The 22,373-nt window shown below is 50.2% G+C and carries 19 protein-coding genes; 10 read left to right on the top strand and 9 right to left on the bottom strand.

Going from position 1 to position 22,373, the window contains the following annotated elements; genetic code table 11:
- Positions 1 to 71 precede the first annotated feature (71 nt).
- Genes EII41_RS06665 through EII41_RS06645 form a run of 5 tightly spaced genes read left to right on the top strand, consistent with a single transcriptional unit; the run spans position 72 to position 5,067 of the window.
- The gene (locus tag EII41_RS06665; RefSeq protein ID WP_124789943.1) at positions 72 to 914 is read left to right on the top strand and encodes a prephenate dehydratase; all 843 of its coding nucleotides are present in this window, start codon (positions 72 to 74) and stop codon (positions 912 to 914) included.
- Complete coding sequence (locus EII41_RS06660) at positions 889 to 2,097, top strand: pyridoxal phosphate-dependent aminotransferase (RefSeq protein ID WP_124789942.1); 1,209 nt, start codon at positions 889 to 891, stop codon at positions 2,095 to 2,097. The genes EII41_RS06665 and EII41_RS06660 overlap by 26 nt, the downstream gene beginning before the upstream one ends.
- Positions 2,098 to 2,133: 36 nt before the next feature.
- Positions 2,134 to 3,204: a bifunctional 3-deoxy-7-phosphoheptulonate synthase/chorismate mutase type II gene (locus EII41_RS06655; RefSeq protein ID WP_124789941.1), complete on the top strand. Its 1,071-nt coding sequence runs from the start codon at positions 2,134 to 2,136 to the stop codon at positions 3,202 to 3,204.
- A 12-nt stretch (positions 3,205 to 3,216) separates the two neighbouring features.
- On the top strand, positions 3,217 to 3,990 hold the full coding sequence (locus tag EII41_RS06650) for a prephenate dehydrogenase (protein WP_124789940.1): 774 nt from the start codon (positions 3,217 to 3,219) through the stop codon (positions 3,988 to 3,990).
- Between the two features lie 57 nt (positions 3,991 to 4,047).
- Complete coding sequence (locus EII41_RS06645) at positions 4,048 to 5,067, top strand: AI-2E family transporter (protein ID WP_124750790.1); 1,020 nt, start codon at positions 4,048 to 4,050, stop codon at positions 5,065 to 5,067.
- Positions 5,068 to 5,073: 6 nt separating this feature from the next.
- On the opposite strand, the gene EII41_RS06640 is transcribed toward EII41_RS06645, so the two are convergent.
- The 9 genes from EII41_RS06640 to rimP form a co-directional block, all read right to left on the bottom strand.
- A complete protein-coding gene (locus tag EII41_RS06640) occupies positions 5,074 to 5,547 on the bottom strand; it encodes a hypothetical protein (RefSeq protein ID WP_124750791.1) in 474 nt (157 codons plus the stop codon).
- A gap of 610 nt (positions 5,548 to 6,157) precedes the next feature.
- A complete protein-coding gene (gene sufD, locus EII41_RS06635; protein WP_124789949.1) occupies positions 6,158 to 7,501 on the bottom strand; it encodes a Fe-S cluster assembly protein SufD in 1,344 nt (447 codons plus the stop codon).
- Between the two features lie 40 nt (positions 7,502 to 7,541).
- Positions 7,542 to 8,288 (bottom strand): Fe-S cluster assembly ATPase SufC, encoded by a 747-nt coding sequence (gene sufC, locus EII41_RS06630; RefSeq protein WP_124750811.1) that lies wholly within the window; start codon positions 8,286 to 8,288, stop codon positions 7,542 to 7,544.
- Positions 8,289 to 8,314: 26 nt separating this feature from the next.
- Positions 8,315 to 9,016 carry a hypothetical protein gene (locus tag EII41_RS06625; RefSeq protein WP_124789939.1) on the bottom strand — a complete coding sequence of 234 codons (702 nt, stop codon included), beginning with the start codon at positions 9,014 to 9,016 and terminating at the stop codon, positions 8,315 to 8,317.
- The gene (gene sufB / locus EII41_RS06620) at positions 9,013 to 10,470 is read right to left on the bottom strand and encodes a Fe-S cluster assembly protein SufB (protein ID WP_124750793.1); all 1,458 of its coding nucleotides are present in this window, start codon (positions 10,468 to 10,470) and stop codon (positions 9,013 to 9,015) included. The genes EII41_RS06625 and sufB overlap by 4 nt, the downstream gene beginning before the upstream one ends.
- A 1-nt stretch (position 10,471) precedes the next feature.
- Entirely contained in the window at positions 10,472 to 10,966 is a 495-nt protein-coding gene (locus EII41_RS06615; protein ID WP_124750794.1) for a CvpA family protein, read from the bottom strand.
- 12 nt (positions 10,967 to 10,978) lie between these two features.
- Complete coding sequence (gene infB, locus EII41_RS06610; RefSeq protein WP_124789938.1) at positions 10,979 to 13,936, bottom strand: translation initiation factor IF-2; 2,958 nt, start codon at positions 13,934 to 13,936, stop codon at positions 10,979 to 10,981.
- 30 nt (positions 13,937 to 13,966) lie between these two features.
- Positions 13,967 to 15,349, bottom strand: a complete 1,383-nt coding sequence (gene nusA / locus EII41_RS06605) for a transcription termination factor NusA (protein ID WP_124789937.1) — start codon at positions 15,347 to 15,349, stop codon at positions 13,967 to 13,969.
- 8 nt (positions 15,350 to 15,357) lie between these two features.
- On the bottom strand, positions 15,358 to 15,825 hold the full coding sequence (gene rimP, locus EII41_RS06600) for a ribosome assembly cofactor RimP (protein ID WP_124789936.1): 468 nt from the start codon (positions 15,823 to 15,825) through the stop codon (positions 15,358 to 15,360).
- A gap of 251 nt (positions 15,826 to 16,076) precedes the next feature.
- Here rimP and EII41_RS06595 point away from each other — a divergent pair, with 251 nt between their 5' ends.
- The 5 genes from EII41_RS06595 to EII41_RS06575 all read left to right on the top strand — a co-directional run bounded on the left by EII41_RS06595 (position 16,077) and on the right by EII41_RS06575 (position 22,364).
- Positions 16,077 to 16,460 (top strand): START-like domain-containing protein, encoded by a 384-nt coding sequence (locus EII41_RS06595; protein ID WP_124750798.1) that lies wholly within the window; start codon positions 16,077 to 16,079, stop codon positions 16,458 to 16,460.
- Between the two features lie 72 nt (positions 16,461 to 16,532).
- Positions 16,533 to 18,425 (top strand): LptF/LptG family permease, encoded by a 1,893-nt coding sequence (locus tag EII41_RS06590; RefSeq protein WP_124789935.1) that lies wholly within the window; start codon positions 16,533 to 16,535, stop codon positions 18,423 to 18,425.
- Positions 18,426 to 18,430: 5 nt separating this feature from the next.
- A complete protein-coding gene (locus tag EII41_RS06585) occupies positions 18,431 to 19,642 on the top strand; it encodes a bifunctional 3,4-dihydroxy-2-butanone-4-phosphate synthase/GTP cyclohydrolase II (RefSeq protein ID WP_124789934.1) in 1,212 nt (403 codons plus the stop codon).
- Positions 19,643 to 19,674: 32 nt separating this feature from the next.
- Positions 19,675 to 20,868, top strand: coding sequence for a pyridoxal phosphate-dependent aminotransferase (locus EII41_RS06580; protein WP_124750801.1), 1,194 nt, complete (start codon positions 19,675 to 19,677; stop codon positions 20,866 to 20,868).
- Positions 20,869 to 21,281: 413 nt separating this feature from the next.
- Positions 21,282 to 22,364: a PCMD domain-containing protein gene (locus tag EII41_RS06575; RefSeq protein ID WP_124789933.1), complete on the top strand. Its 1,083-nt coding sequence runs from the start codon at positions 21,282 to 21,284 to the stop codon at positions 22,362 to 22,364.
- Positions 22,365 to 22,373 lie beyond the last annotated feature (9 nt).

Below are 22,373 nucleotides of genomic sequence, written 5' to 3'. Positions count from 1 at the left end.
TAAAAAAAGATCCTGCCATGTGAATGGCGGGATTTTTTTTTTGAGGTTGCGAACAGAAAAGAAACAGAAAAATGAGAAAAGTGGCCATACAAGGAGTAGCCGGTTCGTATCATGATGTAGCGGCACATCGCTATTTCGAAGACGAACCGATCGAGTTAGTACCGTGCGAGACGTTCAAGGAGCTTGTACGAAAAGTCGCGTCCGACGACCGGACGGTCGGAATCATGGCGATCGAGAACACGATTGCCGGCAGTCTGTTGCAGAATCACGAGCTGATTCGGCAGAGCGGATGCGTAGTAGCGGGGGAGTATAAATTACGTATCATGCACTCACTCGCCGCACTGCCGAAAACGACAATATCCGACCTTACCGAAGTCAATTCGCATCCGATCGCACTGATGCAATGCGATGATTTCCTCGCGACGCTTCCGCATGTCAAACTCGTCGAAATGGACGACACAGCGGGCAGCGCACGACGAATCGCCGCGGAGAAAATGAACGGTCATGCCGCTATCTGTGCGCGTCGGGCAGCCGAGATGTACGGACTGGAAGTACTGGCCGAAGGCATCGAGACGAACAAACGCAACTATACGCGCTTTCTGGCCGTGGCCACGCCGTCGATGGCTTCCGAACTCCTTGAAGGAGTGACGAAGAACAAGGCCTCGCTCGTCTTCTCCTTGCCACATACGGCCGGCAGCCTCTCGAAAGTACTGACGATCCTCTCGTTCTATGATATGAATCTGTCGAAAATACAGTCGTTGCCGATTATCGGGCGCGAATGGGAATATTTGTTTTACGTCAATCTGACGTTTTCGGATTATCCACGCTACAAACAAGCGCTGGATGCGATTATGCCGCTGACGAAGGATTTGAAAATTTTAGGAGAATATGCAGAAGGAAAACAAGGTTTATGATGTTATGCCCGCTACGCGTGTAGACAGCGTGCAGGAATATTATTTCTCAAAGAAACTGAAAGAAGTCGCCGCAATGAACGCCGCGGGAATGCGTGTGATCAGCCTTGGCGTAGGAAGTCCCGACTTGCCGCCGTCCGACGAAGCCATCGCCACGCTCTGTCGCGAAGCATGCCGACCGGATGTGCACGGTTACCAACCTTATACAGGCATTCCCGAACTGCGGCACAGCTATGCCGGATGGTATCGGCGATGGTTCGGCGTAGAGGCAGACCCCGAAACGGAAATCCTGCCGCTTATCGGATCGAAAGAAGGGATTCTGCATATCTCCATGGCTTTCCTCAACCCGGGCGACGGCGTGCTCGTGCCTAATCCGGGCTATCCGACCTACAATTCGGTGAGCCGGCTTGTCGGGGCAGACCTCATCGCCTACGAGCTACACGAATCGAACGGCTGGCAACCCGACTTCGACGCGCTGGAACGGATTGTGGACGAGCGAAAGGCCAGCGGCCTCGCCCGCATCAAACTGATGTGGACGAACTACCCGAATATGCCGACCGGTACCGACGGAGACGAGGCTCTGTTCGAACGGCTGATCGCTTTTGGCCGTCGCCACGGAATCGTGATCTGTCACGATAACCCGTACAGCTTCATCCTCAACGATCATCCGCGTAGCATCCTGCGCGTAGAAGGAGCCAAAGAAATCGCTGTCGAGCTTAATTCGATGAGCAAAGCGCACAACATGCCCGGATGGCGTATGGCGATGCTGGTGTCGAACGCGCGGTTCGTACAATGGATTCTGAAAGTGAAGAGTAACGTCGATTCAGGGCAATTTCGCCCGATGCAGTCGGCCGTAGTCGAAGCGTTGAATGCACCGCCGGCTTGGTATGCCGAGATGAACCGTATCTATCGGGGACGTCGCAAGTTGGCCGGGCAAATCATGGAAGCCTTGAATTGTACCTACGACGAGCAGCAAGTGGGTATGTTTCTCTGGGGAAAGATCGCCGATACGGAAATAAGCGGTGAAGCGCTGGCCGATCGTGTACTGCGCGAAGCTAAGGTCTTTATCACACCCGGATTTATTTTCGGCAGTGCGGGCGAACGCTATGTACGGCTGTCGCTCTGTTGCAAAGACGAGCAGCTGGCCGAAGCGCTGGAACGGGTAAACCGTATACGAAAACAATAAAACGAAGTTTTGATAAACAGAAAAAAAATAAGGTGTATGGAACAGTTAGAACTACAATCTATTTTATTACCGGGAATCGAAGACAAGCGTCCGCTCGTGATTTCCGGACCGTGCAGTGCCGAAACCGAAGAGCAGGTCTTGACTACGGCCAAAGGATTGGCCGCCATCGGCATTCGTATCTTTCGTGCGGGTATCTGGAAGCCTCGAACCAAACCCGGCGGCTTTGAAGGAGTAGGCACCATTGGACTGCAATGGTTGAAAAAGGTAAAGGAAGAGACGGGCATGTACGTCGCTACCGAGGTGGCCACGAGAGATCATGTTTTTGAAGCCTTAAAGGCCGGAGTCGACGTTTTATGGATCGGTGCGCGAACAGCCGTCAATCCGTTTGCCATGCAAGATGTAGCCGACGCGCTGCGAGGGGTCGACATACCCGTGCTGGTCAAAAACCCGGTCAATCCCGATCTGGAGCTATGGATCGGCGCCATCGAGCGGCTTTACGGGGCGGGCATCCACCGCATCGGGGCGGTACATCGCGGGTTCAGTTCGTTCGACAAGAAGATGTATCGCAATCTTCCGCTCTGGCATATCGCCATCGAGTTGCGTCGCCGCATGCCGAACTTACCGATCATTTGCGACCCCAGCCATATCGGAGGCAAACGCGAACTGATCGCCTCACTCTGTCAGCAGGCGATGGACTTGAATTTCGACGGGTTGATCATCGAATCGCATTGCGCTCCCGACCACGCGTGGAGCGATGCGGCACAGCAGATTACACCCGATGTGCTGGATTATGTACTGAACCTGCTCGTCATCCGCGAGTCGAATCAGACGACCGAGAATCTGCACGAATTGCGCCGACAAATCGACGGGATCGACGAGAATCTGCTTGAGCTGCTGGCCAAACGCATGCGCATCTCGCGAGAGATCGGGGTATATAAAAAAGAACACCAAATGCCGGTACTGCAAACGCCTCGCTACGGAGAGATTCTGGAAAATCGCACGAAGGCAGGCATGGCCATGGACCTGAATCCCGACTTCGTACTGGCCATCCTGAAAGAGATTCACGAGGAGTCGGTACGCCAGCAAATGATTGTCATGAACGAATAAATCGAACAAACAATGAAAATATTGATTTTGGGAGCGGGAAAGATGGGGGCTTTCTTTACCGACCTGCTGAGTTTCGACCACGAGGTGGCCGTACTTGAACAAGACCCCAAACGGATGCGTTTTATCTACAATGCCTTGCGCATGCAATCGGTCGACGAGATCGACGCGTTTGCCCCCGAGATGGTCATCAACTGCGTGACGCTGACCCAAACGATCGAGGCTTTCCGAAGCGTATTGCCGCACCTTCGGCCCTATTGCATCATTGCCGACATCGCTTCGGTGAAAACGAACCTGCTGGAATTCTACAAAGACTGCGGATTTCCCTATGTCTCTACCCATCCGATGTTCGGGCCTACGTTCGCGAACCTCGGCAACCTGATGCAGGAGAACGCCATCATCATCTCCGAAGGCGATCACCTCGGCAGAATCTTCTTCAAAGATTTATATGAAAGACTGAAATTGAATATTTTCGAATATACATTCGAGGAGCACGATAAAGTCGTCGCTTACTCGTTGGGCATTCCGTTCGCTTCGACATTCGTCTTTGTCGCAACGATGGTACATCAGGATGCGCCGGGAACGACTTTCAGACGCCACATGAAAATCGCGCGAGGCGTCCTTTCCGAAGATGATTATCTGCTGAGCGAAATCTTGTTTAATCCACGCACGCCGAGGCAGATCGACCGTATCCAGCGCGAGCTGGACGAATTACAGAAAATCATCGCCGAGCGCGATACGGAGGCAATGCGAGGCTATTTGGCGCGTCTGCGCAAAAAAATCGAATAGAGTCAAACGCGTAACCGGAAAACTTTTTACCTTTACGCGGTTTAAAATAGAAAAAATATGGCTTCGGCAGGAAAAGAAAAATATTGGAAATATTCGCTCGGTATCCTGATCTTGTTGTTGGGATGGGTGATTGTTAAGGAATTGTGGGTGTTTGTAAACGGGCTACTTGGGGCTTTCACTATTTTTGTGATCGTACGCCGACAAATGATTTACCTGACAGAGAAGAAAAAGATGAATCATGTTCTGGCCACGTTCCTTATCCTGTTCGAAGTAGCGGTCGTTATTACGGTTCCGCTGTATTTTATGGTTTCGGCGTTGCTGGGAAAAGTACAGGACATCAACATGGACATTTCATCCCTGCAAAAAATGATTGAAAATCTGGAGATGCAACTTCAGCAACGATTCGGCTACGATTTGTTCTCGTCCGAGAATCTGACAACGGCTACGAGCTATATCAGTACAGCCATACAGTACCTTATCAGTCAGATGAGCAGTATGGTCGTGACCGTTGTGGTGCTGATTTTCTTGTTGTATTTCATCCTGCTTAATTTCCGGGCGATTGAGCAGTATTTCTATGAATTGCTCCCATTTAACCCTGAGAATAGGAAAGATATTGCCAACGAAGTATACGTTATGGTACGTTCCAACGCGATCGGTATCCCTTTACTTGCCGTCATACAAGGCTTGATTGCCTACATCGGGTATCTGATATTCGGTGTGCCGAGCGCTTTGCTTTTCGGTTTTCTGACGTGCTTTTCAACCATCATTCCATTGGTTGGCACCGGCATCGTATGGGTACCGATCGTGGTGTACCTGATGTTGGTCGGCGATTGGACGAACGCGATCGGCTTGGGAGCATTCTGCGCCATCATCCTCACGAATATCGACAATGTGATCCGTTTCGTCCTTCAGAAAAAACTGGCCGATACGCATCCGCTGATCACCGTTTTCGGCGTAATTCTCGGCCTGTCGGTTTTCGGATTCTGGGGGATCATTTTCGGCCCGCTGTTGCTCTCCATCTTTTTTCTGCTGATCAAAATGTTTAAGACCGAATATCTGGACAAAGGCAAGATGTGATAACGGCTATTCCTTGACTCGGTCACTGATAAACTCGTTCGTATATTTCAGCAACTCCGTAAAGTGACGGGAAAAACGCATGGACTCTTCGTGTCGGATGGTAATAAATTTTTCACGCCCGTCCGCTTGATAGGCAATTTGGTAGATCATGTCGGCTACAGGCTGATCCGGTTCCTTCTCAAAGCCGTATGAATTGTTCATGTCGAAAAGCTTACTTTTTGCCAGTAACGATTTGAATCGCGCATATTCCTCGTCGGTCAGTGTCCCTTCCGCACGGTAAGGTTCGTACTGTTCAAAACGGATGTTTTGCTTCTCTACGACGTAATGCCCCAGGCTGTCTAACGAGAAAAAAAGCCGATACGTTCGGGTACTCTCCAGCACGTAGGTATAAGCAAAATTCTTCGGTTCGCTTCCTCCGCAACGGGTCAGCAACACCACGGTGAGCAAAAGCGGAAAGATTGTTTTAAAAAATGTCTTCATCTGTTCGTTGTGTTTTGTAATTCTTCTCCCCCTTATACCGAATGTCATGATCCGGACAAAGGGAGAGAAGTGAAAAGTAGTAAAAAATAGTATAGCTGTCCGATAAAATACAAGCGTTCTTTCGTCCTCTATCATCCGAAAAGACTTCTTGATCTTAAGGAAGCACTCATTCATCTTAAGGAAACGATCCTTCATCTTAAGGAAGCATTCCTTCATCTTAAGGAAGTGTTCCTTCATCTTAAGGAAACGATCCTTCACCTTAAGGAAGCGTCCTTCATCTTAAGGAAACGATCCTTCACCTTAAGGAAGCATTCCTTCATCTTAAGGAAACGATCCTTGACCTTAAGGAAGCGTTCCTTCATCTTAAGGAAACGATCCTTCACCTTAAGGAAGCGTCCTTCATCTTAAGGAAACGATCCTTAACCTTAAGGAAGTGTTCCTTCATCTTAAGGAAACGATCCTTGACCTTAAGGAAGCGTTCCTTCATCTTAAGGAAACGTTGCTTGACCTTAAAGGCCTCATTCTTCAAGTAAAAGAACGATGGCTGTCCGATAAGAAAAACGTCCGATTTATTTTTACCGGACAGCTATATTAAAGAACATAACCTGCTTCAGGTTCCGCATTTGCATCCGGCGCATCGAGCCAATTCGCCGCGGAAGCGTTTTTCGACAAGCAGATGCAGACGGTCTTTTAAGGCTTCGAGCCGGACATGGTCAATCACATCCGACATAAAAGCGACACTGAGCAGCATTCGCGCCTCTTCGTAAGGAAGGCCGCGACTTTGCATGTAAAAGAGTGCCTGTTCATCAAGTTGACCGGTCGTCATGCCATGCGAGCATTTCACGTCGTCGGCATAAATTTCGAGCTGCGGCTTGCTGTACATGCGGGCATCGGGCGTAAGGCACATGTTACGGTTCGTCTGGTAAGCTTGTGTTTTCTGAGCGCCTTCGTTCACCAGAATCCGCCCGCTGAAAACCCCTACCGCCCGCTCGTCGAGCACGTTTTTAAATAGTTCGACGCTGGTGCAATGCGGCACGGCATGCGTAATATGCGTGTACGTATCCACCTGCTGATCCCGGTCTTCGATAGCCATTCCACAGAGTGTGGCCTCTGCTCCCTCACCATTCAGACGAATCCGGTAATTATTACGGGTCAGTCCGTTATTAAGCGTTATACCGTTGACCAAGACATTGGACGAAGCCGCCTGTTCGACGTAGAGCGACGAAAAACGCGTAGTCGAAGCCGAACTTTCTTCCAGATCATAGTAGTCGAAGAATGCTCCTTCTTCGGCAAAGATTTCAACGACCTGCGTGGCTAAGAATTTAACATCATCCATGCTGTGATCGCAGACAAGCAGTCTGGCCGACGCGTGCGGCTCCATGATGATCAACACGCGACGGTTCGCCATCAGGTCGACCGTACTGCGTAAAATATTAATCAATTGTACGGGACGTTCGACGTGGACGCCACGCGGCACATAAAGCACGAAGCCGTCTTGTGCCAGCATCGTATTGAGAGCGCTGACGGCATCGGCCGAAGTATCGGCGGCCTTGCCATAGTAGCGCGAAGCCACATCAGGGTGAAGCTCGGCAAAGGCGTGCATGCCACCCGCATATACCCCTTCGGGCAATGAAGCTTTCGGTAACGTATCGGTATGAAACGAATCGTTGACCACGAAATAGAGCGAGGTACTCATGTTCGGCACATCGCAGCGGAACACGTCCGAAGGGTTGGTGGGCACATGCAGACGGGTCAGATTCACCCCATAGTCAGGCGCAAACGCCTTGGCAACATCGGTATAGCGATAGTCTTCGTGCCGGGGGGAAGGAAATCCCGCCTGCTCGAAATCGGCCAGCGCCTGCGTCCGTAGAGCGTTCATAAACGCCGGCGCATGATGACGGAGCACATCTTCGTGCTGCGTAAAAAGATCGACGTATTGTTTTTCCGGATGCATCGTATGCTTATCCGGTATATGCACACTGTTCATCTCTCCGTCAATCGTTAGTTTTCAACCAGTCGTATCCTTTCTTTTCCAAATCGAGGGCAAGTTCGGCTCCGGCAGTTTTCACAATACGTCCTTCGTAGAGGACATGCACGACATCGGGCTTGATATAATCGAGCAGACGCTGATAGTGAGTGATGATAATCGACGCATTATCGGGCGACTTGAGTTTGTTTACCCCGTTAGCTACGACGCGCAACGCATCGATATCGAGGCCGCTGTCCGTCTCGTCCAGAATCGCCAAGGTCGGATTGAGCATGGCCATCTGAAAAATCTCGTTGCGTTTCTTCTCTCCTCCGGAAAAACCCTCATTGACGCTACGGCTCATCAACTTATTATCAAGCTCCACAATCTCGCGTTTCTCACGCATCATCTTCAGAAAATCAGAAGCCGACACCGGCTCTTCATTTCGATATTCACGTTGTGCATTTACCGCAGCCCGCATGAAATTGACCATGCTGACTCCCGGGATTTCTACCGGATACTGGAAGCTGAGGAACATCCCCTCGCAACTCCGCTCTTCGGGCGACAGTTCCAAGAGGTCTTTGCCCTTATACATCACGGTTCCTTTCGTCACCGTAAACGCCGGATTACCGACGAGCACACTGCTGAGCGTGCTTTTACCGGAACCGTTCGGCCCCATAATCGCGTGTATTTCACCTTTCCTGACGGTCAGGTTAAGTCCCCTGAGAATCTCTTTACCATCGACCTCAGCGTACAAATCTTTTATTTCTAACAAGATCTCTCCCATAATTCCATTCAATCTTAATTCCAAAATAACATGTCTAATAACAAATATAACAAACTTTCCCCGTCCTGTTCCGAAAACCGGAACGGAAAAGTTACTTTTACTCCCAACCCCAATTGATGATACATCCCCTTGTCGTGATAGTAAAAAGAAGGGCTGTCTTGTGTCCGGCCTTCAATGGTGGTGCGGGAATCTATTCCCATCATGAAATCGTACCGGATCGTGAAAGCCACGGAGGAAAACAGATAAATATCCGCTCCGACACCCGGCGCGAACGAAATCAGCGGATTCCGATAGCGATGCTCGGCAGTGTAGGACGCGTTCATAGGCTCTCCGACCTGCTCGAACCGTCTTCGCCAATTGACTTGGCCTCTGGCCGCAAGGTAAGGCTGGAAAAAAATACGCTCGTTGAGGAAGTAACGCTTTACTCCACCTTGCAAGCCTTCCATCGTACGCACCTGACGGTTATAATGGACCTCGGTCAGAAAATAACCAAGCTCGGCCGTCCACTTCTCGGCGAAAGAATATTCTCCCATGACCGAAAAGCCCCCGAAGTCTCCTTTGTTCGGCATGCTTGCCGAATGACGCGCGGGCACAGGAGATGCCAGTATATTCGTCGTATAATTAATTGCCCATCGACTTTCGTCCGACTGTGCCTGTATGATACACACGGGCAGCAGGGCAAACCACAACAACAATATACGCAGCCAAGGTGTCATCCCACACTTCCTTCCAACGAGATAGCCAACAATTTCTGCGCTTCTACCGCAAACTCCATCGGCAGCTTATTCATCACCTCGCGAGCATATCCGCCGACAATCAGGCTCACGGCTTTCTCGGTATCGATACCGCGCTGGTTACAATAGAATAACTGTTCTTCATTGACTTTCGAAGTCGTTGCTTCGTGCTCTACAACAGCCGTTTCGTTCTGTATATCGACATAGGGGAACGTATGCGCACCGCAGGTAGAGCTGAGCAACAAGCTGTCGCACTGACTGTGATTACGCGCTCCTTCGGCACGGGCGGCGACTTTTACCATCCCCCGGTAACTATTATGACTGTGACCGGCCGAGATTCCTTTCGATACGATCGTACTGCGTGTGTTTCGTCCCAAGTGGATCATCTTTGTACCCGTGTCGGCTTGTTGGTGATTATTCGTCACGGCGACAGAATAAAATTCTCCGACCGAGTTGTCGCCGGCCAGAATACACGACGGATATTTCCACGTAATGGCCGATCCTGTTTCTACCTGCGTCCACGAAATCTTGCTGCCCTCACCTTTGCAGATCCCCCGTTTAGTCACAAAATTATAAATCCCGCCGTTGCCGTTCTTATCGCCCGGATACCAGTTCTGCACGGTCGAATATTTTACTTCGGCACGCCTGTGAGCAATGATCTCCACAATGGCTGCGTGCAGCTGGTTCTCGTCACGCATCGGTGCGGTACATCCTTCGAGGTAGCTGACATACGACTCGTCGTCGGCTACGATCAGGGTTCGCTCAAACTGTCCCGTGTTGGCGGCATTGATCCGGAAATACGTGCTCAATTCCATCGGACAGCGCACGCCTTTGGGGATATACACGAACGATCCGTCGGAAAAGACGGCCGAGTTCAACGCCGCAAAGAAGTTATCGCGATACCCCACTACGCTTCCCATATATTGTTTGACCAAATCCGGATGATGCTTTACCGCTTCGCTGAACGAACAGAAGATGATGCCTTTCTCGGCCAACGTTTCCTTAAATGTCGTTTTCACCGAGACGCTGTCCATCACGGCATCGACCGCCATCCCGCTCAGGATCTTCTGCTCATGAAGAGGAATACCGAGTTTGTCGAATGTTTTCAGCAGTTCGGGGTCAACCTCATCGAGGCTTTTCGGCCCTGCTTTCGTCTTCGGTGCGGCATAATAAATGATATCCTGATAGTCGATAGGCGGAATCTTCAGATGTGCCCATGTAGGCATCTCGAGCGTTTGCCAGTGACGCAACGCCTTGAGCCGGAAATCAAGCAACCATTCCGGCTCTTCCTTTTTGGCGGAAATCATGCGCACCACTTCCTCGTCTAATCCGCGATGCAACATATCGGTCTCGATCTCTGTCGTAAAACCGTATTTATATTCGCTACCGGTTATTTCGTCTAAGATCGGGTCTGTATTTTTTTTTGTTGTATCCATGTTAATTTTTCTTCCTTACAAATAAATCGGCCGGATAGATTGCCGGCACAGCTTCTTTTACATAATCATATAAACGGGATTCTACCTTCGTTTGTTGTGTGAGAATCACGGAACGACGATCTACGCCTTCCAACAGGTTCAGTGTCAGACTAACGATAAACAAAGCGACAACAGCCCCGAAGACAGCGCCGGCCAAATGATTGACAAAGCTCAGGGGCGTCGCATCCATGACCTTATGTACCCAGCCTCCGACCAGCGTAACAACCATAAGAATGCACACGAAAGCAAGCACATAACTAACGACAGTCACGCTGTTTTCCGGGAACCAACCGGTCTGTAAAATATATTCGCGGATGAACACGGCCACCTTTGCACACAGGTAGATAGCTGCAAGCAACGCGAGTAATGCAACGATCTGACGGATAAATCCGTCTGCCCATCCTTTGAGGAAACCGGCCCCGACAAGGCAGATAATGACAATATCCAACCAGTTCATCCGCTCAAAGCATTATAATGTTTTCTTTATCTCAATCTCATCGAACGGCTCAATCATATCACCCACCTGTACATCGTTGTAATTATTGACAAAGATACCGCATTCCTGTCCGGTTACCACTTCCTTCACCTCGTCTTTGAAACGTTTCAACGAACTGAGCTCTCCCGTATGAATGACAATACCGTCACGAATTACACGTACTTTGTTCGTGCGTTTGATCTTGCCCTCTTTCACGATACAGCCGGCCACCGTACCGACTTTCGAAATCTTGAACACCTGCTGTACTTCCACATTCCCACAGATTTCTTCCTTAATCTCCGGCGAAAGCATACCTTCCATCGCCGATTTCACTTCTTCGATCGCATCGTAGATAATCGAGTACAAGCGGATTTCCACACCTTCTTTGTCGGCCAGTTTACGTGCCGACGCTGCCGGACGAACCTGAAAACCGATAATGATGGCATCTGACGATACGGATAATTCGACATCCGATTCGGAAATTTGACCGACCGCTTTATGAATGACATTCACCTGAATTTCTTCCGTCGAAAGGTTGATCAAAGAGTCGGACAAGGCTTCGACCGAACCGTCGACATCGCCCTTGACAATGAGGTTGAGCTCGTGGAAGTCTCCGAGGGCACGACGACGTCCCAGCTCTTCGAGTCCGAAACGTTTCTGGGTACGCAGTCCCAATTCACGCTGCAATTGTTCGCGACGACTGGCAATCTCACGTGCCTCCTGCTCCGTTTCAAGGACATTCAGGGTATCGCCGGCCTGTGGTGCTCCATCTAATCCGAGAATCAATACCGGTTCCGACGGCCCCGCGCTTTCAACACGCTGATTCCGTTCGTTAAACATCGCCTTGAGACGCCCGTAGTGCGTACCGGCCAATACGATATCCCCTTGTCGCAACGTACCGTTGCTCACCAGCACCGTAGCCACATAGCCTCGTCCCTTATCGAGCGACGACTCGATGACCGAAGCCGTTGCACGCTTCTTGGGATTGGCTTTCAGTTCGAGCAAGTCTGCTTCGAGCAAGACCTTTTCCAGCAGGTCTTGCACGCCAATGCCTTTTTTGGCGGAAATTTCCTGACTTTGATACTTTCCGCCCCAGTCTTCTACCAGATAGTTCATCTGCGAAAGCTCTTCTTTGATTTTGTCCGGATTCGCTCCGGGCTTATCGATCTTGTTAATGGCGAAAACGATCGGTACTCCCGCAGCCGATGCATGGTTGATGGCCTCGACCGTTTGAGGCATGACGCTGTCGTCGGCCGCCACAATAATAATCGCAATATCCGTCACCTTGGCACCGCGAGCACGCATGGCCGTAAACGCTTCGTGACCGGGAGTATCCAAGAAGGTGATATGGCGTCCATCGGACAACTTCACATTGTACGCACCGATATGCTGTGTAATTCCGCCCGCTTCACCGGCAATCACATTGGCATTCCGAATATTGTCGAGCAAGGATGTTTTTCCGTGATCCACGTGTCCCATCACCGTCACAATCGGCGGACGCGGCTCCCAATCTTCCGGATTATCCTCTTCTTCTTTAATCGCTTCGGATACTTCGGCACTTACATATTCCGTCTTGAATCCGAACTCTTCCGCTACGATGTTGATCGTCTCGGCATCGAGACGCTGATTGATCGACACCATCATGCCGATGCTCATACAGGTAGAGATCACCTCCGAGACAGAGATATCCATCATGTTTGCCAAATCGTTAGCCGTCACAAACTCGGTCAGCTTCAATACCTTGCTTTCCTTTGCTTCTTCAAGCTGCAATTCCTGTTCACGGTGTGCTACGGCATCGCGCTTCTCACGACGATATTTGGCGCCTTTGTTCTTTCCTCCTTTACTTGTGAGACGAGCCAACGTTTCTTTCACCTGCTTCTGTACATCTTCCTCACTGATCTCGGCACGAACCGGCTTCTTCAGTCGTTTCCCTCCGTGATCATGACCGCGCCCGTGATCATCGCGGCGAGTATTGGTACCCACCGTCGCGTTGATATCGATTTTATCCTTCTTGATCCGTTTACGTTTCTTTTTTCCGCTCTCGCCCGTTGTCGATGCTGTATTGGCCGTACCCACAGCGCCGGTTGCAGGCTTCGGCTTATGATCCGCCGGTGTCTGCTGTTTACGTTTCTCTTCGCGTTCTTTTCTGCGCTCTTCTTTGCTCTTCTTCTTAGGACGCATCGACTGGTTGATCGACGCCAAATCTATTTTGCCTGTTACTTTAATGGTCGATTCCAATTTCGGCTGTCCTAAGCGGAAAATTTCCTCTTCCTGCTTGGGGGCCGGTTCGCTCTCCGGCTCCTTCGGTAGCGCCTCGACCGTTTTTTCTTCGGTTTGAGTCGTTACTGCCGGCTCTTCCTCTTTGCTTTCGGCCGGCTCTTCTGCGGAATGAGGCTCCGGCGTCTGCACCTCTTGCACTTCGACAGACGGTGCGGAGATCGGTACGACTTCAGGCTCCGGGGCTTGTACCGGCTCCGGTTGCTGTACTTCTTCGACCTTCTTCACTTCTTCTACCGGAGCAACAGTAGGCATGACCTCTTCTTTCTCTTCTTTCTCCTCTTTCTTCGTCCGCTTGGTACTCTCTTTCTTCGGCTCACCGATTCCCGAAAGATCAATCTTGCCTTTCGTTACGAACTTGGGCTTGATCTCATCCGGAATTTCCGTTTTCATCACCTCCGGTTCTTTTTTCGCCTTTTCTTCTTCTTTCTCTTTTTGCTTTTGGGGAGATTCCTTTACAACCGGTGCTTTCGGAGCGGCTTTCTCAAGCAGACGGCGACGTTCGGCCTCCGACAGATTTTTTCCGAATTCTTTGACCAGCAACGCATATTGATCATCCTGAATCCGAACATTGGGATTGCTGTCGATTTCATGTCCTTTGGCGTGCAGAAAATCGACGACCGTCTGAAGACCGACATTTAAGTCTTTGAGTACTTTGTTTAATTTAACAGGCATATATATTTCTTCTTGTATAGGTCTCGTATGTTATTCCTTCTCTTCTTCTTGTTCTTCATTTTCCGTGTCCTGCTCTGTTGACACAGGCTCCGGTACGTCTATTTCCGAGTCCATCGAATCCTCTTCTTCGGCAGGTTCAAAATCGGGATCGGATACTTCTTCATCTTCAAATTCGGAAGAGAGAATGCTCAATACGTCATCGACCGTTTGTTCCTCCAGATCGGCACGCTCCATAATCTCTTCGCGCGAAAGGGCAAGTACGGCCTTAGCTGTGTTGCAGCCGATATTCTTCAACGCATCGATCACCCACATATCGATCTCGTCCGCAAACTCATCCAGATAAATATCTTCCTCGTCGGCGGCATCGATATCGCGGAACACGTCGATCGTATAATCCGTCAGCATACTGGCCAACTTGATATTCAGCCCGTTTTTACCGATAGCCAAAGAGACTTCTTCGGGGCGCAAGAAGACTTCCGCCTTATGTTCTTCCTCATCCACCCGGATCGACGATATCTTGGCCGGACTCAGCGCACGCTGAATAAACAACGATGTATTACTCGTATAGTTGATTACATCGATATTCTCGTTTCGAAGCTCCCGCACGATTCCGCGGATACGTGAGCCTTTCATTCCGACACACGCCCCGACAGGGTCTATCCGATCGTCATACGATTCAACGGCGATTTTGGCTCGCTCCCCCGGAATACGCGCAATGGCTTTAATGGTGATCAGGCCATCGTTGATTTCAGGCACTTCAAGCTCGAACAAACGTTGCAAAAAGACCTTATCGGTTCGCGAGAGATAAATCTTCGTATTGTTATTATCATTATCTACCCGCTGCACAATGGCACGTACCGATTCGCCTTTACGATAAAAATCGCTCGGAATCTGCTCAGCTTTAGGTAAGAGTAACTCGTTACCGTCATCGTCTAACAGCAAGACTTCTTTCTTCCAGACCTGATAAACGTCGGCTGTTACGATCGAGCCGATCAAGTCTCTGTATTTGGCATATAAATTATCTTTTTGGAGCTCCAGAATCTTCGAAGCAAGCGTCTGGCGTAAATTCAAAATGGCACGACGTCCGAAGTCCGCAAAATGCACTTCGTCCGTCACTTCTTCGCCCACTTCACAGTCGGCATCGATCTTTTGTGCTTCACTTAATGCGACTTCCAGATTCGGGTCTTCCACATGGCCGTCCTCCACGACCATACGGTTTCGCCAGATCTCAAAATCACCTTTTTCCGGATTGATGATCACGTCGTAGTTCTCATCCGTCCCGAACATCTTGGCGATCACATTGCGGAATGATTCTTCCAGCACGTTGATCATCGTGTCTTTATCTATACTCTTTAATTCTTTGAATTCCTGCAATGTATCAATCATACTGACTGTTTCTTGTCTTCTCGCCATAAAATTTCCTATTTGAATCTGATTATATTTCTCGTATACTTTATCTTGTCATAGGGATAAGCCTCGTCTGTCCAAACCGTCACTTTACGTTTGGCACCCTCCGGTTTCACCTGCCGACCTACCGTCACGACAAGTCCTGTATCATCGGCCGACTTTAACTGTCCGGAGAGTTTCTCACCACTCTTCAACAGCACTTCGACTTCATTCCCTATATTTTTCAGATACTGACGAAGCACTTTAAAAGGCGACGTCAGTCCGGCCGAAGTTACTTCCAACTCATAATCTTCGACATCCCGGTCCAGTCCTGCTTCGATATGGCGACTTAAAGCCACACAATCGTCAATACCGACAGCCTGATCATGGTCTATTTCCACCACGATGAAATTGTCCGGAGCAACGGTTACATCGACCAAATAACACTCCGAATCCGCCAAATAAGCCTCGGCCAAATCGGCCACTATCTTCGTTTCAATCATCTCTATAATAGAAAGAAGGGGACTACTCGTCCCCGCCTCCTCTTCGTCTTAATCGGCCGCAAATATACAATAAATCAGCCTTTTCACCAAGAAAAAAAACGACAATTTATTCTTTTACTTTTTTGAAAAGCATTCAAATATTTTTAAATCAGCGAAATAAACAGGATGTTTGTTTTTTTATACCATCTTTCTTGTAAAGTCTCATCCTTTTTTGTATCTTGCGCGCCATCATCACAAAACAGAAAAACAGGATGAAGAAGGAAAAATTTCATATCGAGTATATTTTCGACAAAGTTTCGAATCGCAGCCTGTGGAACCATGTAACAACAGCCCTCGGATTGTCCTCCTGGTTTGCCGACACCGTAGATATCAGGGGAAACATCTGCACATTCACATGGAAAAAGATGCAGGAACAAGCCGAGATCATCGATATCAAACCCGAAGTCAGCGTTCGTTATCGCTGGGTGGAAGAAGAAGATGAAAACGCGTACTTCGAATTCATCATCCACACCATCGAGCTTACCGGCTCTACCGCGCTTGAGATTACGGATTTTGCGGAACCCGACGAGAAGATGGACGCCATCGATCTGTGGGATTCGCAGGTGGAAGTGCTTAAACGAACCTTGGGGATTTAATGTTGTTTCACATCTTGATGTGATGTATTGTCTCTTTTTACACTACTTTTGTGGTTGATTTAAAAGGACATCATGGGGATTAAACGACTGTATCTCTTTTTATTGAAAACATTCATGCCGATATTCTTGATGACTTTCGGCATTTGCATGTTTATTGTCCTGATGCAGTTTCTTTGGAAATACGTAGACGAAATGGTCGGCAAAGGGCTTGAAATCAATGTTCTTGCCGAGATGTTTTTCTATGCCGCCCTATCCCTTGTACCCCTCGCATTACCTTTGGCAATTTTGTTGGCTTCGCTGATGACGTTCGGGAACTTGGGAGAACAGCTCGAACTGCTGGCCATGAAGTCGGCCGGGATTTCTTTGCCTCGCATCATGCTCCCGTTTATCATTCTCTTATCGTTCGTTGCCGTGGGTGCATTCTTTTTCCAGAACAACATCATCCCCCTCTCGCAGGTTAAAATGTGGACGCTCCTGGGTTCCATCAGAGCCAAATCGCCCGAACTACAGATCCCGGAGAGCACATTCTCCAATCAGATCGAAGGTTACAACCTTTATGTCAAAAAGAAAGACAAAGACGGACGACTCAACCATCTGATGATCTATGATTACTCCGAAGGTTTTAACAATGCTCAGGTAATTGTGGCCGATTCGGGACGGATGAAAATTTCGGCCGACAAGCAGTTTCTGGTACTTCTTCTGTTCGAGGGCAAGATGTTTAAGAACTTCAACAAAGACGGTATAGGAAGCAGTGAAACGGTACCGTATATGAAGGAATCGTTCAAGACACGGGAGATGCTGATCCGCTTCGATTCGGATTTTCACCGTGCCGACGAGTCGGTCCTGCAAGACCGGTATATCGGGAAAAACCTGGCCGATCTACAATCTTCGATCGATTCGATGACGCTTCATCTGGATAGCATCAAGCAACTGAATGCAACAGCTATCTACCGGCAATCATACCGAAGAGAGCTGGAAGGAGTAAGGCCGGAAGAAGACACGGCGGCAGAACAGGGCTCTGTATCTGCGGAAGAAATCCCGGACTTCGACCGTCTCTACCGGGAATTATCGACAGGCAGACAGGCTTCCATCCTTCGCCAAGCCAGAAATGCGCTGGAAACGACGAAGGCCGACTACGATTTCAAGGCTGCGGTATTATCCAGCGATGAGAGGGAGATGCGTCGTCATCATACCGAAATGCACCAAAAGTTCACGCTTTCGTTTGCCTGCCTGATCTTCTTTTTTATCGGTGCACCGCTCGGCGCCATCATCCGCAAGGGCGGACTGGGCATGCCGGTCGTGATTTCCGTCTTTCTGTTCATTTTTTACTATGTTATCAATAACATCGGCCTGAAGATGGCGAGCAACGGCATGTGGCAACCATGGCAAGGTATGTGGTTAAGCTCGGCCGTGCTGCTTCCACTCGGTGTTTTCCTGACTTACAAAGCCTCGAACGACTCGGTTATCCTCAATGCCGACACGTATATCGAAGGACTGAAGAAACTGATCGGCAAACGCGCGACACGTAAGATCGAAAGGAAAGAAGTGATCATGTTCCATGTCGACTATACGCAGTGGGAAGCACAAATCAAGGACCTGAAAGAGCAATGCGAAGCATATCTGAAACGTTCCAAACGATGGATGTCGTATTTTCGTTTCTGGGAGCAGGGGGGCAAAGACCCGGAAGCCGAACGGATCTCCGTGCAGTTGGAAGAACTGGTTGCCGAAGGAACTAACTCCGACCGCCATCTGGTGCTGAATAAACTGATGGATTACCCGATCCTGAACGGATACCATCTGATTCATTTCCGGATAAGCCCGACGGTAGGGAAAATATTGGGCTGGCTTTTTCCCATCGGTCTGCCGATCTATCTGCTGGCCACTTATCGTCGCAAACTGCTGTTGCACGACATACGAACCATTGCTCATGTGAGTAATGAACTTTTGAATATTCTAAAAAAATAAACTATATGAACCGATTGAACACGATTGAAGAAGCAATTGAAGATTTCCGCGAAGGGAAGTTTCTGATCGTCGTCGATGACGAAGATCGGGAGAACGAAGGGGATTTCATTATCGCCGCAGAGAAAATCACTCCGGAGAAGGTCAATTTTATGCTGGCTAACGGCCGGGGCGTACTTTGCGCACCGATTACGGAAGAACGGTGCGAAGAATTGGAGCTGAACATGCAGGTGATTCATAATACGTCCATGCTCGAAACGCCGTTTACCGTTACGGTAGACAAGCTGGGAGGAGGATGCACGACGGGCGTCTCGATCCATGATCGGGCGCAAACGATTCTGGCGCTTGCCGACCCGGCTACGAAGCCGTCCGACTTGGGACGCCCGGGACATGTGAATCCGTTACGCGCACGCTCAAGAGGAGTCTTGCGCCGCGCGGGACATACCGAGGCCACGGTCGATATGGCACGGCTGGCCGGGCTCTATCCGGCCGGGGCACTGATCGAAATCCTGAACGAAGACGGGACGATGGCGCGTATGCCGGAACTAATCAAAGTCTCGAAAAAATTCGGCATCAAAATCATCACCATACGCGACCTGATTGCCTACCGCCTCCGAACGGAGTCGCTCGTAGAGAAGGGGGTCGAAGCCGATCTTCCGACCGAGCACGGACGTTTCCGCATCATTCCTTTCCGCCAAAAAAGCAACGGGGCGGAACATGTGGTGCTGGTCAAAGGCGAACTGAAACCGGACGAGCCGGTACTCGTGCGCGTACACTCGTCGTGCATGACAGGCGATATCTTCAGCTCGATGCGATGCGATTGCGGCGAGCAACTGCACAAGGCCATGCGCCTCATTGAGCAGGAAGGTAAAGGAGTGGTGCTCTACCTGAATCAGGAAGGGCGCGGTATCGGGCTGATGGACAAGATTCACGCATATAAGCTGCAAGAAGAAGGTCTGGACACGGTCGAGGCCAACTTGAAGCTCTGCCATCAGGCCGACGAGCGCGACTATGGTGTGGGAGCGCAGATATTGCGTCAGATCGGCGTGACGAAGATGCGCCTGATGACGAACAACCCCGTCAAACGTGTCGGGTTGGAAGCATACGGGCTGGAAGTAGTCGAAAACATCCCGATCGAGGTGCCGCCCAACGAGCATAACGAGTTTTACATGCGTACCAAGAAAGAGCGTATGGGACATCAATTGCAGAACATTAAATAGCAGAATCATTCTATTGAAAAACATACAGATATATGGAACAAGTATCAGCACGTTTGGCCAGCCTTTCGACATCGGCGACGCTGGCCATGTCGCAAAAAAGTAGCGAACTGAAAGCGCAGGGGGTAGACATCATTAACCTGAGCGTGGGCGAACCGGATTTCTTTACGCCCGATCATATCAAGGCGGCGGCCAAGAAAGCCATCGACGAGAATTTCTCGTTCTATTCGCCGGTGCCCGGTTACATGGATTTGCGGAAAGCGATTGTCGACAAACTGAAAAACGAGAACGGTCTCGATTACACGGTCGATCAGATCATCGTATCGAACGGAGCCAAACAGTCGGTCTGCAATACGCTGCTAAGTATCATCAATCCGGGCGATGAGGTGATCGTGCCCGCTCCCTACTGGGTGAGCTATGTGGAGATGGTGAAACTCGCCGAAGGCACGAATGTGATCATTCCGGCCGGTATCGATCAGGATTTCAAAATCACAGCGGCACAACTCGAAGCGGCGATCACGCCTCGCACGCGGGCATTGATGCTCTGTTCGCCGTCGAACCCGACCGGCAGTGTGTACAGCCGCGAAGAACTTCAGTCGCTCGTAGAAGTGTTAGTCAAACATCCGAACATCATCGTACTGTCTGACGAAATCTACGAACATATTAATTATGTAGGGAAACATGCGAGTATCGCGCAGTTTCCGGAGATAAAGGATCGGGTCGTAATCATCAACGGCGTATCGAAAGCGTACGCCATGACCGGTTGGCGCATCGGATTCATCGCCGCGCCGCTGTGGATTGCCAAGGCGACGAACAAATTGCAGGGACAATATACGTCGGGTGCCAGCTCCATCGCGCAGAAAGCCGCCAAAGAAGCTTTTGCCGGCGATCAGCGTTGCGTGGAGGAGATGCGACAGGCCTTTATGCGCCGACGCGATCTGATCTGCCGCCTCTGCCGTGAGATTCCGGGCGTTCAGCTCTCCGTGCCTGAAGGAGCTTTTTATATTTTCCCCGATGTGAGCAGCTACTTCGGCAAAAGCGCCGGCGAACGAACCGTAAAGAACGCGGCCGATCTGGCGATGTATCTGCTCGAAGTAGCCCATGTGGCTACGGTAGGTGGCGACTCATTCGGTGCCCCCGAATGCATCCGCCTCTCATACGCCACCTCGGACGAGAACCTGACCGAGGCGATGCGTCGCATCACCGAAGCACTGGCGAAACTGAAATAAGTTAAAGCCCAATCATCAAACGGCACCGGGGGGGGGGACGCTTCCGGTGTCGTTTTGTTTGAAAAACTCCCGGCACAACGGAAGATTCCCAAGCACTGCTCGAAGACCTCTCGGCATAACGGGAGATTCCCGAGCATTGCTCGAAGACTTCTCGGCACAACGAAAGATTCTAAAACATTGCTCGAAGACTTCTCGGCATAACGAGAGATTCCCAAGCATTGCTTGAAGACCTCTCAGCACAACGAGAGATTCTAAAACATTGCTCGAAGACTTCTCGGCACAACGGGAGATTCCCGAGCACTGCTGGAAGCATTCCGGATATCTGCGAAGAGACGATGTTTTTTCGTTCAACCACTTGGATTTGGAAAAGATTTCTTCTACTTTTGTCCTCGCTTATTCCTCGATAAAACAAGATGAAACAATTCTTTTTCCTACTGATACTTCTGCTCTTATCGACCGGCTGTCTGCGCGACGAGCTGCCGAACGCGGAAGCCGACATCCTGACATGCACCCTTGCCGAGACGTCTCTTCTCAAGCGTGAACCGATCATCGAAAACGATAAAATCACGCTCTTCGTAGAAGCCAATGCGGACCTGACCCGGCAAACGCTTTCGTTCACGCTGTCCGACGGTGCCACCATCGAACCTGCCGGAGGTACAACCCGCGACTTCTCTACGCCTCAGACATACACCGTCACATCGCAAGACGGGCAGTGGAAAAAAACGTACACCGTCTCGTTCGTGGTCGATGAACTGCCGACAAAGTATCATTTCGAAGATACGGTGGCCGAAAAGAGCGGCCGCTTCTACATTTTTGCCGAGAAGCAAAACGGACGTGTCTCGATGGAGTGGGCCAGCGGAAACCTCGGGTTTGCCATGACAGGCAACGCGCAAATCCCCGACGACTATCCCACCACCCAGTCAGCCGATGGATATACAGGTCGATGCGCGCGCCTGACGACACGCAGCACCGGCAGCTTCGGCGCGCTTGCCGGCATGCCGATTGCCGCAGGAAACCTGTTTATCGGTACATTCGATCTCCTGAGTGCGCTCAGCAGCCCGCTCAAAGCAACGCGCTTCGGATTGCCGTTCTACCGTCGGCCGCTTTATTTTTCGGGCTATTACAAATACAAGGCAGGGACAACGTATTATCAGAATGGCCAACCCACACAAACGGCAATCACCGACCGCTGTCATTTCTATGCCGTGCTGTATGAGACGGACGAGACACTCAAAACCCTCGACGGTACGAATATCCTGACGCATCCGAACGTTGTCTGCGCCGCCGTCGTCGAAGATCAGAAAGAGACGGACGAGTGGACACATTTCAGGCTCCCGTTCATCACGCGCGAAGGCAAAACCATCGATGCGGCGAAGCTGCGCAACGGCGTCTACAATCTGGCGGTCGTCTTTACGTCGAGCATCGCAGGAGCGACGTTCAGCGGCGCTCCCGGCAGCACACTTTATATCGACGAAGTAGAAATTGCTTGTGAGTAACTTATATCT

Origin of the sequence: Tannerella forsythia (assembly GCF_003860135.1) — a bacterium.
GTDB classification, from domain to species: Bacteria; Bacteroidota; Bacteroidia; order Bacteroidales; family Tannerellaceae; genus Tannerella; species Tannerella forsythia_A.
The sequence above is the reverse complement of the archived record's forward strand: the minus strand, read 5'-3'. Positions and strand labels throughout refer to the sequence as shown.

Excerpts from the sequence above, each read along its gene's own strand:
- EII41_RS06665 (WP_124789943.1), top strand. The coding sequence starts at position 72 with ATGAGAAAAGTGGCCATACAAGGAGTAGCCGGTTCGTATCATGATGTA.
- EII41_RS06660 (WP_124789942.1), top strand. The coding sequence starts at position 889 with ATGCAGAAGGAAAACAAGGTTTATGATGTTATGCCCGCTACGCGTGTA.
- EII41_RS06655 (WP_124789941.1), top strand. The coding sequence starts at position 2,134 with ATGGAACAGTTAGAACTACAATCTATTTTATTACCGGGAATCGAAGAC.
- EII41_RS06650 (WP_124789940.1), top strand. The coding sequence starts at position 3,217 with ATGAAAATATTGATTTTGGGAGCGGGAAAGATGGGGGCTTTCTTTACC.
- EII41_RS06645 (WP_124750790.1), top strand. The coding sequence starts at position 4,048 with ATGGCTTCGGCAGGAAAAGAAAAATATTGGAAATATTCGCTCGGTATC.
- EII41_RS06640 (WP_124750791.1), bottom strand. The coding sequence starts at position 5,547 with ATGAAGACATTTTTTAAAACAATCTTTCCGCTTTTGCTCACCGTGGTG.
- sufD (WP_124789949.1), bottom strand. The coding sequence starts at position 7,501 with ATGCATCCGGAAAAACAATACGTCGATCTTTTTACGCAGCACGAAGAT.
- EII41_RS06625 (WP_124789939.1), bottom strand. The coding sequence starts at position 9,016 with ATGACACCTTGGCTGCGTATATTGTTGTTGTGGTTTGCCCTGCTGCCC.
- sufB (WP_124750793.1), bottom strand. The coding sequence starts at position 10,470 with ATGGATACAACAAAAAAAAATACAGACCCGATCTTAGACGAAATAACC.
- EII41_RS06615 (WP_124750794.1), bottom strand. The coding sequence starts at position 10,966 with ATGAACTGGTTGGATATTGTCATTATCTGCCTTGTCGGGGCCGGTTTC.
- infB (WP_124789938.1), bottom strand. The coding sequence starts at position 13,936 with ATGCCTGTTAAATTAAACAAAGTACTCAAAGACTTAAATGTCGGTCTT.
- nusA (WP_124789937.1), bottom strand. The coding sequence starts at position 15,349 with ATGGCGAGAAGACAAGAAACAGTCAGTATGATTGATACATTGCAGGAA.
- rimP (WP_124789936.1), bottom strand. The coding sequence starts at position 15,825 with ATGATTGAAACGAAGATAGTGGCCGATTTGGCCGAGGCTTATTTGGCG.
- EII41_RS06595 (WP_124750798.1), top strand. The coding sequence starts at position 16,077 with ATGAAGAAGGAAAAATTTCATATCGAGTATATTTTCGACAAAGTTTCG.
- EII41_RS06590 (WP_124789935.1), top strand. The coding sequence starts at position 16,533 with ATGGGGATTAAACGACTGTATCTCTTTTTATTGAAAACATTCATGCCG.
- EII41_RS06585 (WP_124789934.1), top strand. The coding sequence starts at position 18,431 with ATGAACCGATTGAACACGATTGAAGAAGCAATTGAAGATTTCCGCGAA.
- EII41_RS06580 (WP_124750801.1), top strand. The coding sequence starts at position 19,675 with ATGGAACAAGTATCAGCACGTTTGGCCAGCCTTTCGACATCGGCGACG.
- EII41_RS06575 (WP_124789933.1), top strand. The coding sequence starts at position 21,282 with ATGAAACAATTCTTTTTCCTACTGATACTTCTGCTCTTATCGACCGGC.